The organism is Candidatus Neomarinimicrobiota bacterium (assembly GCA_021157965.1).
Classification (GTDB): Bacteria; Fidelibacterota; Fidelibacteria; order Fidelibacterales; family Fidelibacteraceae; genus Fidelibacter.
The window spans coordinates 57,786-72,962 of record JAGGVO010000015.1 but is presented as its reverse complement, the minus strand read 5'-3'; the positions used below and the strand labels follow the sequence as shown (position 1 = coordinate 72,962).

Here is a 15,177-nt window from a genome sequence, read left to right as displayed (position 1 = left end):
GCGCCACTTTGTGGCGTTCAATTGATTTGCTTCGCTCAGTATTCAAATATTGCTAAGCAGTGTTCAAAACTCTCTGCGTATCAGCGAGCTCTGCGGGAGGGAAAATTTATCATTCAAAGAAACGGAGTTTCTTATGTATTATATCGCCGTATACGTCCCCGAATCCCATACAGAGGCCGTTAAAAAAGCCATGTTTCAGGCAGGGGCCGGAAAAATCGGTCGCTATGATTCCTGTGCGTGGGTTACAAAAGGAAGCGGACAGTTCAGACCTTTACCGGGAAGCCATCCCGAAAGAGGAGTCCACATGAAAGTTGAAACGGTTGCTGAATATAAAATCGAACTGGTATGCGATGATCAATATGTGAAACCGGTCATTGCCGCCCTGGCAGAAAGTCACCCCTATGAAGAACCGGCCTATCATGTGATAAAACTTGAGGACATATAATAATACGTAATGTACAATTAATTAGTCTGTATTCATGGTAAGTTGTTCTGCAATTGTTTCCTGATCCACCTTCAGCCAGACATCATTCTCTTTAAAATCATTCAGGTTAATAAGAAGCCGCGTGTCATCCAGTACATGCAATTGATTCACCGGGTAGTGATATGCCATGTATTCCGAACCCATGGGACGTATCAGGACGATCTGCTTCTCACCTTCCTGACCGTTATTGGTTCCCTCGTACAGTAACATTTCATCCGGTTCCAAATGGTTGGAGACACGGAACATGTATTTGAGGATTTCCAGAGTTACATCATCAAAACCATCGTCAATAATGCGGATTTTTTCCAGGAAATCGGGGAAATTGTACACCGAACGAAGGATATAATCATCCCCCATGGCTTTTACCAGTCCCAGGGATTCCGGATCAAATTCCGGTACATTCCCGTTTTCGTCCGGATACCGGAGAAGAATCATCATTTTTTTATTCAGATCGTGGTAGATCATATCGAATTTTACAAAGACTGCAGACTGACATGCTTCACAAACCATGGTTGTCAGGTCACCATGTATCAGTTTTTCTTTCAGTTCGGGATTTTTGGAAGCGTTCAGACTGTCCCACACCTCAAACGGCTGCTGGTGTCCGCAGGTCGGACATGTGATTTTTTCCTTATGTGAACTGCTCATCAAACCCCCTCATATTTTTTGAGAATATACAATACTGACAGGGATAAATCACGGGAGAATTCTTAGAGCATTGGAATTTTGGAAACGAGCGTAGCGAGTCTTGAACGGGTATTCCAGCACCTGCAGCGTTCAATCTCCCGGATTGAAGTCCGGGGCTGTCAATCAACCAATCCTTTTTTGGAAGTTAGAAGTTAGAATTTAGCGTCGCTACGCGGCTGGTGTGTTTGCGTGGATTAACGGGTGTTGGGACTTGGAAACTGTCGACTGATGACTGTCGACTAACGACTGATGACTACCGACTGCCGACTCAATCAAATCAATCTTCCGTTCCTAATCCTCCTTATCATACGTAAATTATCTCTTATGACGGATAAGGAAAAACTCACACCTCTCATGCGGCAATATAAAGCGGTGAAGGCGAAACACCCGGATAAGGTGGTACTTTTCCGCATGGGGGATTTTTATGAGACATTTGAAAACGATGCCAGGATCGCAAGCCGTGTGTTGGGGATCACCCTGACCAAACGGAGCAACGGCAAGGCGGCGGATACTCCCCTGGCAGGTTTTCCACACCACGCACTGGATACCTACCTGCATAAACTTCTGAAAGCGGGACTCAAGGTGGCCATCTGTGAGCAACTGGAAGATCCTAAACATGCCAAGGGATTGGTAAAACGGGATATTACAGAAATTGTCACTCCCGGCACGGCAGTAAATGACAAGTTTCTGCAAAGCGGTGAGAACAATTTTCTCGGTGCTCTATGGCTTGGTGAAAACAGTGCCGTTCTGGCTCTGTCCGATATATCCACCGGGGATTTCTTTTTCCTGAGGGATTCCAAAGAGAAAATCCGGGACTATTTCAACGCCCGTCCACCGTCAGAACTTCTCTACAGTGATGAACAGCAGGAAAAGATAAAATCTTTTGTTCCCCATTACGGTGGATTGAATACACCCCTTCCGGATTGGATTTTCGATACGGTTTACGGCCGGGAGCAAATCAACGGGCATTTTCGCACGCACTCCCTGAAAGGACTGAGCCTGGAAGAGGGGAGTGGAGAAATCCGGGCTGTCGGAGCGGTGCTTCATTATATCAAAGAGAATTTTCAACGCCAGTTAGCCCATATTACATCAGTCCGGCGGATCCACCTGAATGAATATATGGGACTGGATCAGTATACGATCCGAAATCTGGAGATTTTCAAACGCCTTTCCGGTGAAACGGGGGAGGGGACCCTTATCCATGTCCTGGATCAGACACACACGTCCATGGGAGCCCGCCTTTTAAGGAACTGGCTTCTGCAGCCCCTGCAGGATATCCAGAGAATTGAAAGGCGCCTGAATTATGTCTCTCACTTTTTGGATCAGCCCAAACTTCTTGAGGATATCAACGCCATCCTCCGGGAGATACCCGATATGGAGCGTTTAACTGCCCGTTTGAGCTCGGGGAAAATCAATCCCCGGGAGATTGTCCAGTACGGAAAGGGGATGGAGCACTGCCTTACCCTGGGAAATTTGATGCAAGGCCGGTTGGATTTTTCCCTGAGCAATCCGGAGGATTTACAGGCCGTGGCTGAAAAAATTCGGAATGCCTTTGAAGAAAATCCACCGGTGCAGATTTCAGACGGCTACGTTTTCAAAGATTCCTGGCATGAGGATTTGAAAACTCTGCGGGATATTGCCTATCACGGGAAGGATTTCCTTCTGAATCTTCAGAATTCCGAACGGAAACGCCTGGGGATTCCCAGCCTGAAAGTGAGTTACAATCGGGTTTTCGGATACTATATCGAAATTACTAAAGCTCATACCGGGAAGGTCCCCGAGGATTATATCCGGAAACAAACACTGGTTAACTCGGAACGTTATATTACGCCGGAATTGAAAGAATACGAGGAGAAAATCCTTACGGCAGAGGAAAAACTTCTGGAATTGGAATCCCGCCTTTTCAGGGAATTTGCCGATGACCTGATGCGGTCCATTGAATTAATACAAACCAATGCCCGGATTGTGGCGGAGCTGGATGTGCTGGCCTGTTTTGCCGAACTGGCATCCCGGTACCAATGGGTCCGTCCCGAAGTAACCGAAGAGACATCCCTCGAAATCAAAGGGGGTACCCACCCTGTGGTGCAATCCCTGCTGCCTCCGGGGGAATCTTTTATCCCGAATGATGTATACACCGATACGGAAACCGATCAAATCCTCATCATTACCGGTCCCAATATGGCCGGAAAATCCACTTATCTGAGACAAATCGGCCTTATTGTCCTCATGGCCCATATCGGATCCTATGTGCCGGCCGTGAGTGCCCGCATCGGTCTGGTGGATAAGATATTTACCCGTGTGGGAGCCAGCGATAACCTGGCCTTTGGCGAAAGCACCTTCCTTACGGAAATGATCGAAACAGCCAACATTCTCAATACGGCCACGCGGCGGAGTCTGATCCTCCTGGATGAAATCGGACGAGGGACAAGTACCTACGACGGACTCTCCATTGCCTGGGCGGTAGTGGAATATCTCCACAATTCGCCGGATGTGGCAGCACGGACCCTCTTTGCGACACACTACCACGAACTGACGGAACTGGAGAAAATCCTGGAACGGCTGAAAAATTATAATGTGGCGGTCCGGGAATACGGGGATCAGGTTGTTTTTCTCCGGAAAATTATTCCCGGGGGCGCCGATAAATCCTACGGCATCCATGTAGCCCGGATGGCGGGCATTCCCCTTGAGGTGGTGAACCGGGCAAAAGATATCCTCTATGGACTTTCAGGCAGTGATCACACACTCCCGAACGGCCAAAGGATGGTGAAACCCTCGATCAAAGGCGCAGAACAGGCCATTCAGCTCAGTATTTTTGAAGCGGAGGAACATGAGGTCCTCAAGGAAGTTAAAACCATTAAAATTGAAGAAATGACACCTTTGGAAGCACTGCAAAAACTCAATGAACTTAAGAAAAAACTCTAAAACCCTTTCCATCTTTGCCGGGCTGCTCCTCGTGGTAAGCTCATTGTCCGGGAAATCCCCCTTTCGATCCTACGGGAATGAACATCTGGAACTCACCGGCGGACCGGGAGGCAGTGTGTTTGGACAGTTGTGGGGACTTTATCATGCCGGAAGTGACAACGTGCGGTACAATCCCCTGGCACTGGAGTCGGATAACAACCACCAGTTGTTTCTTTTTCATTCCCTGCTTTATAATCAGCTTGTGACAGCATCCAGTGGAGCGTATGCATTCACCTTTTTTAAGGATAAACCGGCGGGATTTATGATATCCCGTGTGGGAGTGGACCATATTCCCGATACGCGGAATGCCTTGCTGGATTGGGGAAGTGACGGAATGCCCGGAACCGGGGATGAAGGAGAGGGAAACGGTCTGCTGGATTTGGGAGAGCGATTGGATTATAATCAGGTTTCTTATCACTCATCGGGCATTACCACCCTTGCCCTTGGGACTGCTTTAAGGGAAATCGGCGGATTTGAAACCGGGATGACAATCCAGGCCATCATGATGAATCTCATTGCCGAAAACGGATTTGGACTGGCTTTTGATCTTTATGCCTATAAAAAAGGGGACAGACTTCATAGTTTATATGCCGTCAGGCAACTTCCCACAGGTGTGACGGCATTTTCAGATGGTTCGGTACAGCTTTATACACCCTATCTTGAAAGCGCCTGGAGTATGCCGCTGACAACCGGACCTTTTCTGTTGAATCCGGGGCTTACACTGCGGTATACACCGGGATATCAACGGGAGGAAGGGATAAACTTTGATGCCCTGGGAAATCTGAATCTCCGTCCCGGACTGCTGATAGATTACCGCAATCTCCTCTTTCTGGGCACGGCTTACGATTCTCGAAATGTCTTTTCTCTCTTTACAGCCATATCCCTCGACGCTTTGACACTGGAATATGCCTTCAGGATGCACAGCCATGAGCTCTTGGGAAACAGCCATCTGGTGGCTATTTCCTTTAATCCGGATTTTTTACTTGAAGAGAGTTGAGAATGGAACTCCTCAATACGACTGGTCTTTCAATATTTTTTTGGACAGGCCGTTGAGTGTTACATTGCAGAAAAGCGGAAGTTAGAACAAACCATGCTGCTTTAAGCTTATCTATCTGTCCACTTTTTTTGTAGAAAGTCCGCTTTGAGTGGTTAGAAGTTTATGGCTTTACAGGTTCAAAAGTTCACGAAATCATGGATTTTTGTTATGGTCTCACTGTCTCCTCTCCTCGTCACTCTGCCGCCCCATTTCCCGGGGAACATCATAACAGAGAAAATTACAGAAGATAAGGTGGTATTAAATATAAATATGAAATATTGAGAATATATTGCTTTATTTGTCCTCGAGTAAGGTAAATCATTATTGTAAAAGACAATGTCATCAATTCATGATAAAAAATTTGAAATATTTGCCTGAAAAACTGTACATTGATATTGAATCATGATAACAGGAGGGATGATATGAAAAGGAAAAGTATTGTATTAAGTCTTATTTTTTTTACTTCAGTGGCTTGGGCACAGGAAGGAATGAATCTTACCAAAGCTATTGGATTTGGCGGCGGACTGATTAGTGGTTCTGGCTTTTCGTACCGCAAGATTGATGAGAAAAGCGGTTATCAGATCAATAGCGGACTCGTGGGTTGGAACCAGCATGGAGAACTTACAGCTGAAGATGAATTGTTTCACTTCGATTACGTTGTCACGGAGTATGCCTCGAATATGTACGTCAATGGAAATATCGGTATCAATTTTTATAAAACACTCCGTAAAGCAAAGAAATCCACGCTCTATCTTTTGTATGGATCAGCCATTTATATTGAGGCTGAAGAAGAAGTCAGCCGAAAACACCAAAACGGCCAGTATATTTCTGAGGAAGAATCTACATGGGACAACGATATACGGGTAAATGCCGGTGCCGGATTTGGCTTTGAATACAATATCACCAAAAATATCCATGTGGCTCTGGAATGGCCTCTCACTCTTTCTATCAGTGGAGATTCGGAATTTGAAATTATCATGTACATACCTCAGGGTGGAATACATTATTATTTTGAGTGATGATTTTGGTATTGGGGAAGAGCAATGATTTATACATACAAGCTATGCTTTCTCTACAGTTCCAGACTTCAATCGGGGGAGATATGGGGCGAGGAAGCATGATATATTAAAAATAATATAATCTTGATTTTTACCAGTGTAGGATTTATTTTATCCCCGGGGGTGTGTACACATAAGAATCTTCCTATATAGGAACAACAGAATTTATGAATATACAACCCCCCCCTTACTTATAAACCGATGAAACCTTCAACCTTTCAACTTCTGAATGTCTCAACCTTCAAAAGTAATTGTATGAACACATGATGGTATGTAAATTATACGAAGTTTGAAAATTGACACCGCAACGATGAGAGAAAAACTGAAATACAATGACAGAAACAATAAAGATTACCCTTCCTGACGGCAGTATTCAGGAGTTTCCCATAGGATCGACCCCTTACGATGTGGCTTTATCAATCAGCGAAGGACTCGCAAGGAACTGTCTTGCTGCAAAAGTGAACGGTAAACTGATTGATTTGAAGCGGCCTTTGCAGGATGATGCGGAAATACTGCTGATTACCTATAAATCTCCTGAAGCCCACAATATCCTTCTCCACAGTACGGCTCATATTATGGCTCAGGCGGTTCAACGACTTTTCAAGGATGTGAAAGTCACTATCGGACCGGCTATCGAAAACCGGTTTTATTACGACTTTGATGCCCCGGTCCCTTTTACCGAAGATGATTTGGACAAAATTGAAAAGGAAATGGAAAGAATCATTTCCGAAGATTTTCCGGTTACCCGCCGGGAAGTCACCCGTGATGAAGCCATCCGTTTCTTTGAAAAACTGGGCGAGACCTACAAAGTGGAGATTATTCGTGAGATTCCGGAAGATGAGGTGTTGTCCATCTATACCCAGGGAGAATTTTCAGATCTTTGCCGTGGCCCCCATATCCCCTCGACAGGGAAAATTCCGGCCTTCAAACTCTTAAATGTGGCCGGTGCCTACTGGCGTGGTGATGAACGGAATAAAATGCTTTCCCGGATCTACGGGACGGCCTTTTCCGATAAAAAAGGGCTCAAAAAGTATCTGAATTTTCTGGAAGAAGCCAAAAAACGGGATCACCGGAAGCTTGGAAGGGAATTGGATCTTTTCGATTTTTCTGACCGGATTGGGCAGGGACTCACTTTATGGTTTCCCAAAGGGGCAACAGTCCGGAAAATTATTGAGGATTTCTGGCATGCAGAGCACCGGAAAGCCGGTTATGAACTGGTCCAGACACCCCATATCGGCAAGGCGGAGCTCTGGGAAACCTCCGGACACCTGGGCTTTTATAAAGATTCCATGTACAGTCCCATAGAGGTGGAAGGTCAGGATTATTACTTAAAACCTATGAACTGTCCCTTTCATATCATGATATACAAGCGCCGTCAGCATTCATACCGGGATCTTCCTGTTCGATATGCCGAGCTGGGGACGGTATACCGCTATGAAATGTCCGGTGTATTGCATGGACTCATGCGGGTCCGTGGATTTACTCAGGATGATGCCCATATCATCTGTACACCGGATCAATTAAATTATGAAGTGGAAAAACTCATCCAGTTTTCCTTTGATTATTTGAAAACCTTTGGATTTACGGAATTTAAAGTTTACCTCTCTACCCGGCCTGAAGGAAAATCCGTCGGCGATCCGTCTGACTGGGAAAAAGCCCAGGAATCCTTGAGCTCATCCCTGAAAAAAAAGGGTGTCGATTTTGAAGTGGATGAGGGCGGTGGCGCTTTTTATGGTCCTAAAATTGATATCAAGATCAAGGATGCTATCGGCCGGCTGTGGCAATGCACCACCATCCAGTTTGATTTTAACGAGCCGGAACGATTTGACATGGAATACACCGGCACGGACGGAAATAAACACCGGCCTTTTATGATCCACCGGGCAATTATGGGATCCCTGGAACGCTTCATCGGGATTCTCATTGAGGATACTGCCGGTCATTTTCCCATGTGGCTGGCACCCGTCCAGGTGAAACTTCTGCCCATTGCGGATCGCCACCTGGAATATGTCCGCGAAATCGCCGATTCTCTCTTTGAAAAGGGAATTCGGGTGGAAATTGATGACCGTCAGGAGAAAATTGGGGCAAAAATTCGTGATGCGGAATTGAATAAAATCCCATTTATGTGTATAATTGGAGATAAAGAAGTGGAAGACCGCCTGATCAGTATCCGGCAGCACCGGAAAGGCGACCAGGGATCGCTCCGTTTCGATGAATTTATCGATAGGATGCAGGATGCATCAAGACCTGAATATACGGAATAGGTTCGGGTCCGCCTGTTAACCAGAAACAAAGGAGAGACTATTTCGAAAAAAGATGACAGCCAACGAATCAATCAGGAGATTCGTGCTCCAAGAGTCCGACTCATTGGAGAAAACGGCAATCAAATTGGTATCGTAAGCATACAAGAGGCGCTCAGAGAAGCTGAAAAAAGAGATTTGGACCTGGTGGAAATCTCACCGGATGCCAATCCCCCTGTATGCAAGATACTTGACTTCGGAAAGTATAAGTATCAACAGCACAAGCACGAGAAGGAAAACCGGAAGAAACAGCACGTCGTACAGATGAAAGAGATCCGGTTCAGACCCGGGATTGATGTCCACGACATCGAGACCAAAGCCAAAAAGATCCGCAAGTTCATTGAAGACGGATCCAAGGTGAAAATAACGGTCATGTTCCGGGGGCGGGAAATGGCTCACAAAGAATATGGACACAAAGTCCTTGAGGTGGTGAGCGAACAATTGTCGGATATTGCCCGCATGGAAAGTGAACCATCTCAGGAAGGCCGTTTCTTAACGGCTTATCTCGTCGCCAAATGAAAGGAGTCGCATTCAATGCCCAAAATGAAGACAAATCGCGGTGCCGCAAAACGCTTTAAAGTGACAGGCACCGGAAAAATCAAACGCGTGAAAGCTTACGGCAGTCACCTTCTCACATCCAAGACCACGAAGCGTAAACGCTCATTGAGAAAACCCACGGTTGTTTCAAGTGCTGAAAAACGTCGGGTAAAACGGATGCTGGGAATTTAAAGGAGGTGAAATATGCCAAGAGCAAATAGTTCTGTACCAAGACATCGTCGCCATAAAAAAATACTGAAAATGGCAAAAGGCTACTGGGGTGCCAGAAGCCGTCTGTATAAAACTGCAAAAGAAGCCGTCGAACGGGGCTGGTTGTATGCCTATCGCGACCGCCGGCGTAAAAAACGGGATTTCCGCCGTCTGTGGATTACCCGTATCAATGCCGCCGTCCGTCAGTACGACATGTCCTACTCTGTGTTTATTCACAAACTGCAGGAAAACAACATCAAACTCAACCGGAAACAACTGAGCGAAATGGCAATTCGTGAACCTCAGAGTTTCAAGAAGCTGGTGGAATCACTTAAGTAGAAAAACACGTTTATGACACTTCTGAAAAAAATCAATAATGTTCGGGATCAGTTTAAAACTGATCTCGAACGTATTAGTGACTTAAAAAGCTGGGAAGACCTGAAAAACATTTATCTGGGGCGAAAAGGCATTGTAAGCAAACTCTTTTCCCGGATCGGGGAAGTTGCACCCCAGGAGCGGAAGGCTATCGGACAGGCTTTGAACAGCCTGAAAAATGAGCTTCAAAATCAGGTGGATTTTCTCTATCAGACTTTACAGGAAAAGGTGGATGAAGAGCATTATGTAGATTATACCCTTCCCGGTTTTCCCTTTTTTAAAGGTACCCGTCACCCCTTAACACAGGCCATTGACGAAATGTTGTCTATTTTTTCACGACTGGGCTTTGATATTGCCTATGGTCCTGAAGTGGAGACAGACTGGTACAATTTTTCATCCCTGAATCTGCCTCTTAATCATCCTGCCCGGGATATGCAGGATACTTTTTATGTAGATGAGGGGGTTATGCTCAGGACCCATACGTCCCCGGTCCAGACCCGTTATATGACTCAGCATAAACCGCCGGTCCGGATTGTGGCTCCGGGAAGGGTTTACAGGAATGAAGCCATCAGTGCCCGGAGTTATTGTATGTTCCATCAAATCGAAGGCCTTTATGTGGATAAAAACGTTACCTTTGCTGACCTGAGGGGAACTTTGGAACTTTTCAGTAAAATGTATTTCGGTCCTGATGCCCGGATTAAATTCCGCACCAGTTTTTTCCCATTTACCGAACCTTCGGCCGAGGTGGACGTTTCCTGCTTTCTCTGTAAAGGGAAAGGATGCCGTGTTTGTAAAAATACAGGCTGGCTGGAAATTCTGGGATGCGGGATGGTGGATCCCAATGTTTTTAAGGCGGTAGGTTACGACCCGGAAGAGGTAACCGGGTATGCTTTTGGTCTGGGCGTTGATCGCGCAGTCATGCAAAAGCTGGATATCCATGATATTCGTATGCTGTTTGATAATGATGTCGAATTTTTAAAGCAATTCTGATTCGACATACCGAATATGGAGTTTTACAGTGAAAGTTGATCTGAACTGGCTTCAAGATTATGTAAATATAGATAAACCTCTTGAAGAAATCTGTGACCTGTTAACAGAGGCGGGACTCGAATGTCGCATTGTAGCGTCCGGTCCGAATGTTTCCGATGGTGTGATTGTCGGAGAGGTCCTGTCCGTAGAAAATCACCCAAATGCCGATAAATTGTCTGTTTGTTATGTAAATACCGGTGAAGATAAACCGGTTCAAATTGTGTGTGGTGCCCCGAATGTAGCTGCTGGACAAAAAGTCCCGGTTGCAACGGTGGGGACGACCCTGGCCCCCGGATTCACCCTGAAAAAAGCAAAGCTGAGGGGTGTAACGTCCAATGGGATGATTTGTGCCGAAGATGAACTGGGACTTTCCGGGGATCACTCGGGAATCATGGTTCTTGATGAATCCTGTGAGATTGGAAAATCCCTGAATGATTACCTTCCCAAAACAGTGATTCTGGATATTGATTTAACGGCAAACCGCCCCGATTGTATGTCCCATATCGGTGTTGCTCGTGAAATTGCTGCATTGACCGGTAAAACCCTGAAAATTCCTGATATTACACTTCAGGAATCCGGACCGGAGATACATACCCTGGCCCGGGTGGATGTACCCGCTTCAGACGGCTGTCCACGGTATACCGCCCGCGTCATCCGGAATGTTAAAATCGGACCCAGTCCGGACTGGCTGAAGAAACGCATCGAAGCGATTGGATTGCGGCCGGTCAACAATGTGGTGGATGCATCCAACTACGTTTTGCATGAAACGGGACACCCGCTCCATACCTTTGACTATGATAAACTGGCTGAACACCGGATCGTCGTCCGTTATGCGGAAGAAGGGGAGACATTTGAAACCCTGGACCACAAAAAACGAACCCTTTCAGAAAATGTTTTATTGATTTGTGACGGGGAAAAACCTGTCGCCATGGCCGGTATTATGGGAGGACTCCATTCCGAAATTTCTGATGATACGGTGAATGTTTTGATAGAAAGCGCCTATTTTGATCCGCCTACGATCCGTAAAGGTTCTAAACAGCAGCTGCTTTCCACTGATTCATCCAAGCGTTTTGAAAGGGGAACGGACCCCAATGCAAATTGTGTATATGCTCAGGATCGCCTGGCATCGCTGATCCTTGAACTGGCAGGAGGGAACTGTGCAAAAGGGATGATTGATGTCTATCCGGAGAAGATTGAGCCGCTTCTCATCACCATGCATTTTGACAGGCTGAAGAAAATCACATCCCTGGATGTCCCACGGGAAACCTGCCGGAGAATCTTTGAATCCCTGGAAATTGCTGTTCAATCGATGGATGATAAATCCATTACAGTCCTTGCACCTACATTCCGTCCGGATTTGAAACGGGAAATAGATCTGATTGAGGAAATCGTCCGGATTTACGGACTGAACAAAATCCGGGCTAATGCACGGCTCCAGTTTTCCATGCCTGAAACCGTCGATTCGATCAATCCCTTTTTGAATAAAATTCGTGAAATCTTTATGGGATTTGGCTTTCATGAAGCCATCAGCAACTCCCTGGTTTCCCGTGATATGGCTGAAGCCGGTCTCTGGGGATATACCCCCGTAAGCCTGATGAATCCTCTTTCAGTGGATATGAATCATTTGCGGACAGACCTGATTCAGCCTCTTCTTCACAATTTAAAACTGAATGTATTCCGGAAACGGCAGCATGTACGCCTTTTTGAAATCGGGCGGGTGATGGAAAAGGATTCCTCGTCGGAAACCACAGTCCGTGAATACCAAAACCTGGGTGTGTTGATATGCAGCGATATGTGGGATCTTCACTGGATTGAAAGTCCGGCCCCGGCAGATTTCTTTTATGGTAAAGGTATCCTCACCCGTTTTCTCGGGAACCTGGGTATTTCGGATATCTCTCTGAGAAAGTCAGATTTTGATACAGACCGATATCGCATTTTAATGGATATCTATTCGGGTAAAACACGGATTGGAATAATCGGTGAATATAACCCCGAATTTCTGAATAAATACCCGCTGGAATATCCGGTGGTCATTCTGGAGCTGAAACTGGATGAGATTTTTGAACTTCGGAAAGAGGTTTTCAAATACAAACCGGTTTCACCTTATCCCTCTATGACCCGGGACATTTCCATTGTTGTTGATAAAAACATGGAATCTGAAACTCTGATGAAGGAAATTCATCAAAAAGGAAGTAAATTTCTGAAGGATGTGGTTGTCTATGATCAATTCATGGATGATCAAAAACTCACTCCCGGAAAGAAAGCCCTATCTTACCGGCTTTGGTTCCAGAGTGATGAAAGGACTCTTGAAGATCAGGACGTGGACCGCATCATGGAAAAAATATTTAACATACTGATCAGGAAATATGGAGCTCAACTCAGATAATGGACATCAGGGCTCTTGAAGAACTGGAAATCAAATTACATCTGCTGGTGGAACATCTGCAGTCTGTAAAAGAGGAGAATCTTCGCCTTCGTCAGTCCCGAAATCAACCAACCCCCGAAATCCACGAGGCTGTGAGAAAAATTCAAACAAGTCTCCGGAAAATATCGGGATGGATTGACGAGGAACTGAAAGCACAGGCGGAATTAAACCATGAGCGTGGAGAATGAAGAAAAATCGGTTGTTCTGAAAATTTATGGTCAGGACTACCCGGTGCGGGGCAAGGTGGATGTGGAGCAGTTGAAACGCATCGCCGCCCTGGTAAATGACAGGATGCACGAAGTCGGTGCCAATATGTCATCCTCCGCCGCTGTTCATAAAATAGCTGTTCTGGCGGCAATGAACATTGCCGGCGAATATCTGGAATATCGGGATGAACACGAAAGTCTTTTAGACAGTGTGGAACAAAAATCCCGGGAATTGATTCTCATGATTGACCGTTCTTTGAGCGAGACCTGATTTTATCTGCAGAGGCCCGGTTTTCCTGGTTTTAACCGGGAGATGACCGATGCTTAATATTATTATTTGTTCAACGGTATCCTTTTTAGTAGGCTTCCTGATTTACTGGCTTTATGTCCGTATTAAACTGGGAGGATTGAAAAATCATATCCAGGATATGCTGGAAAATGCCCGTAAAGAAGGGGAAAGCATTAAGAAGGAACGGATTCTGGAAGCGAAGGATGAAGCCCTTCGCATTAAACAGAATGCCGAGGAAGAGTATAAACAGAAACTCAAAGATGTTCGGGAAGCGGAAAAGGAAATCCTGAAAAAGGAGAGCAACCTTGAGCGGCGTAGTGATTTCCTCGACCAGCGGTACGACAACATTCAGAAGCAGGAGGATGAACTTCGGAAAAAGGATAAAAAACTGGAACAACGGGCTGAAGAGATCGAGAATCTGATTCGCCTGCAACAAGCCAAACTGGAGGAAATCGGCGGGCTGAGTGCTGATGAGGCTAAGGAAATCCTCATGAACAGCATGATTGAAAAAGCCCGGATGGATGCTCAGGTGAAGGTGAAGGAGATTCGGGAACAGGCTCTGCTGAATGCCAATAAGGAAGCCAAGAAAATTATCATTGAAGCTATTCAGCGCTCGGCGGCTGATCATACGGCGGAAACAACAGTGACCGTTGTAAATTTACCCAACGAACAGATGAAAGGGCGGGTGATTGGACGCGAGGGACGGAATATTCGTCACTTTGAATCACTGACAGGCGTGGAACTGATAGTGGATGATACACCGGAAGCTGTGGTCCTGAGCGGATTTGATCCCATTCGCCGTGAAACAGCACGGATAGCTCTGGAAAAATTGATTCAGGACGGCCGTATCCATCCCGCGCGGATCGAAGAAATGATAGAAAAGGCTACAAAGGAAATTGAAGAATCCATCATTCAGGCAGCTCAGGATGCACTGATGGAACTGGAACTTCCACCCCTGAATCCCGAAATGATGCATTTTATCGGCCGGCTGAAATATCGGACCAGTTATGGACAGAATGTGCTGAAACACTCCATTGAAGTGGGCTGGCTTGCAGGTTTGATGGCTGTAGAACTTGGCTTTGACGGAACTCTGGCCAAACGGGCGGGTTTTTTACATGATTTGGGGAAGGCATACGACCGAAATGTTGAAGGAACCCATGCCCTGATCGGTGGTGAAATTGCCCGCCGGAACGGTGAGAACCAGATCGTGGTGAATGCCATTGAAAGCCATCACGATGAAGTGGAAAAGATTCACCCCATTTCAGCCCTTGTTCAGGCGGCTGATGCCATCAGTGGTTCCCGTCGTGGTGCAAGGGGACAAACACTGGAAAGCTATATTCACCGGATGGAAAAACTGGAAGAAATTTCAAACGGTTTTTCCGGTGTGAGTAAAACATACGCCATTCAGGCCGGACGGGAAGTCCGTGTGATGGTGGAACAGAGCTCTGTGGACGACAGAGATGCCGATCTGCTGGCAGATGATATTGCCGGAAAAATTCAGAATGAAATGACCTATCCGGGACAGATTAAAGTGACGGTTATCCGGGAACACCGGTCCGTCAGCTATGCGAAATAAGTGAGAG

Annotated in this window: 14 protein-coding genes; 13 read left to right on the top strand and 1 reads right to left on the bottom strand. The window is 46.1% G+C overall.

From position 1 onward, the window contains the following. Positions 1-133: 133 nt before the first annotated feature. Positions 134-445 carry an NGG1p interacting factor NIF3 gene (locus tag J7K63_02240; GenBank protein MCD6233844.1) on the top strand — a complete coding sequence of 104 codons (312 nt, stop codon included), beginning with the start codon at positions 134-136 and terminating at the stop codon, positions 443-445. A gap of 21 nt (positions 446-466) precedes the next feature. Here J7K63_02240 and J7K63_02235 read toward each other — a convergent pair whose 3' ends face one another. After that, a complete protein-coding gene (locus tag J7K63_02235) occupies positions 467-1,129 on the bottom strand; it encodes a CpXC domain-containing protein (protein ID MCD6233843.1) in 663 nt (220 codons plus the stop codon). A gap of 393 nt (positions 1,130-1,522) precedes the next feature. Between J7K63_02235 and mutS the strand changes: the two genes are divergently transcribed. From mutS to rny, 12 genes are all read left to right on the top strand, one after another. Further along, entirely contained in the window at positions 1,523-4,090 is a 2,568-nt protein-coding gene (mutS, locus tag J7K63_02230) for a DNA mismatch repair protein MutS (protein MCD6233842.1), read from the top strand. Then, positions 4,068-5,126, top strand: a complete 1,059-nt coding sequence (locus J7K63_02225; protein MCD6233841.1) for a hypothetical protein — start codon at positions 4,068-4,070, stop codon at positions 5,124-5,126. Before mutS ends, J7K63_02225 begins: the two co-directional genes overlap by 23 nt. 461 nt (positions 5,127-5,587) lie before the next feature. Further along, a complete protein-coding gene (locus tag J7K63_02220; protein ID MCD6233840.1) occupies positions 5,588-6,184 on the top strand; it encodes a hypothetical protein in 597 nt (198 codons plus the stop codon). A gap of 371 nt (positions 6,185-6,555) precedes the next feature. Further along, positions 6,556-8,487, top strand: coding sequence for a threonine--tRNA ligase (gene thrS / locus J7K63_02215; protein ID MCD6233839.1), 1,932 nt, complete (start codon positions 6,556-6,558; stop codon positions 8,485-8,487). Positions 8,488-8,526: 39 nt separating this feature from the next. Beyond that, positions 8,527-9,042, top strand: coding sequence for a translation initiation factor IF-3 (gene infC, locus J7K63_02210; GenBank protein MCD6233838.1), 516 nt, complete (start codon positions 8,527-8,529; stop codon positions 9,040-9,042). A 15-nt stretch (positions 9,043-9,057) separates the two neighbouring features. Next, positions 9,058-9,252: a 50S ribosomal protein L35 gene (gene rpmI, locus J7K63_02205; protein ID MCD6233837.1), complete on the top strand. Its 195-nt coding sequence runs from the start codon at positions 9,058-9,060 to the stop codon at positions 9,250-9,252. Between the two features lie 12 nt (positions 9,253-9,264). Further along, positions 9,265-9,609, top strand: a complete 345-nt coding sequence (gene rplT, locus J7K63_02200) for a 50S ribosomal protein L20 (protein ID MCD6233836.1) — start codon at positions 9,265-9,267, stop codon at positions 9,607-9,609. A gap of 12 nt (positions 9,610-9,621) precedes the next feature. Then, positions 9,622-10,635 carry a phenylalanine--tRNA ligase subunit alpha gene (gene pheS, locus J7K63_02195; protein MCD6233835.1) on the top strand — a complete coding sequence of 338 codons (1,014 nt, stop codon included), beginning with the start codon at positions 9,622-9,624 and terminating at the stop codon, positions 10,633-10,635. Positions 10,636-10,663: 28 nt separating this feature from the next. After that, positions 10,664-13,060, top strand: a complete 2,397-nt coding sequence (locus J7K63_02190; GenBank protein MCD6233834.1) for a phenylalanine--tRNA ligase subunit beta — start codon at positions 10,664-10,666, stop codon at positions 13,058-13,060. Next, positions 13,060-13,287: a hypothetical protein gene (locus J7K63_02185; GenBank protein ID MCD6233833.1), complete on the top strand. Its 228-nt coding sequence runs from the start codon at positions 13,060-13,062 to the stop codon at positions 13,285-13,287. The genes J7K63_02190 and J7K63_02185 overlap by 1 nt, the downstream gene beginning before the upstream one ends. Further along, positions 13,271-13,576, top strand: coding sequence for a cell division protein ZapA (gene zapA / locus J7K63_02180; protein ID MCD6233832.1), 306 nt, complete (start codon positions 13,271-13,273; stop codon positions 13,574-13,576). The genes J7K63_02185 and zapA overlap by 17 nt, the downstream gene beginning before the upstream one ends. A gap of 49 nt (positions 13,577-13,625) precedes the next feature. After that, positions 13,626-15,170, top strand: a complete 1,545-nt coding sequence (rny, locus tag J7K63_02175) for a ribonuclease Y (protein ID MCD6233831.1) — start codon at positions 13,626-13,628, stop codon at positions 15,168-15,170. Positions 15,171-15,177 lie beyond the last annotated feature (7 nt).

Bases quoted from the DNA above. Each gene is read 5' to 3' on its own strand.
- J7K63_02185 (MCD6233833.1), top strand. From the start codon at position 13,060: ATGGACATCAGGGCTCTTGAAGAACTGGAAATCAAATTACATCTGCTG.
- J7K63_02235 (MCD6233843.1), bottom strand. From the start codon at position 1,129: ATGAGCAGTTCACATAAGGAAAAAATCACATGTCCGACCTGCGGACAC.
- thrS (MCD6233839.1), top strand. From the start codon at position 6,556: ATGACAGAAACAATAAAGATTACCCTTCCTGACGGCAGTATTCAGGAG.
- rpmI (MCD6233837.1), top strand. From the start codon at position 9,058: ATGCCCAAAATGAAGACAAATCGCGGTGCCGCAAAACGCTTTAAAGTG.
- J7K63_02240 (MCD6233844.1), top strand. From the start codon at position 134: ATGTATTATATCGCCGTATACGTCCCCGAATCCCATACAGAGGCCGTT.
- J7K63_02225 (MCD6233841.1), top strand. From the start codon at position 4,068: ATGAACTTAAGAAAAAACTCTAAAACCCTTTCCATCTTTGCCGGGCTG.
- J7K63_02220 (MCD6233840.1), top strand. From the start codon at position 5,588: ATGAAAAGGAAAAGTATTGTATTAAGTCTTATTTTTTTTACTTCAGTG.
- mutS (MCD6233842.1), top strand. From the start codon at position 1,523: ATGCGGCAATATAAAGCGGTGAAGGCGAAACACCCGGATAAGGTGGTA.
- zapA (MCD6233832.1), top strand. From the start codon at position 13,271: ATGAGCGTGGAGAATGAAGAAAAATCGGTTGTTCTGAAAATTTATGGT.
- rny (MCD6233831.1), top strand. From the start codon at position 13,626: ATGCTTAATATTATTATTTGTTCAACGGTATCCTTTTTAGTAGGCTTC.
- pheS (MCD6233835.1), top strand. From the start codon at position 9,622: ATGACACTTCTGAAAAAAATCAATAATGTTCGGGATCAGTTTAAAACT.
- rplT (MCD6233836.1), top strand. From the start codon at position 9,265: ATGCCAAGAGCAAATAGTTCTGTACCAAGACATCGTCGCCATAAAAAA.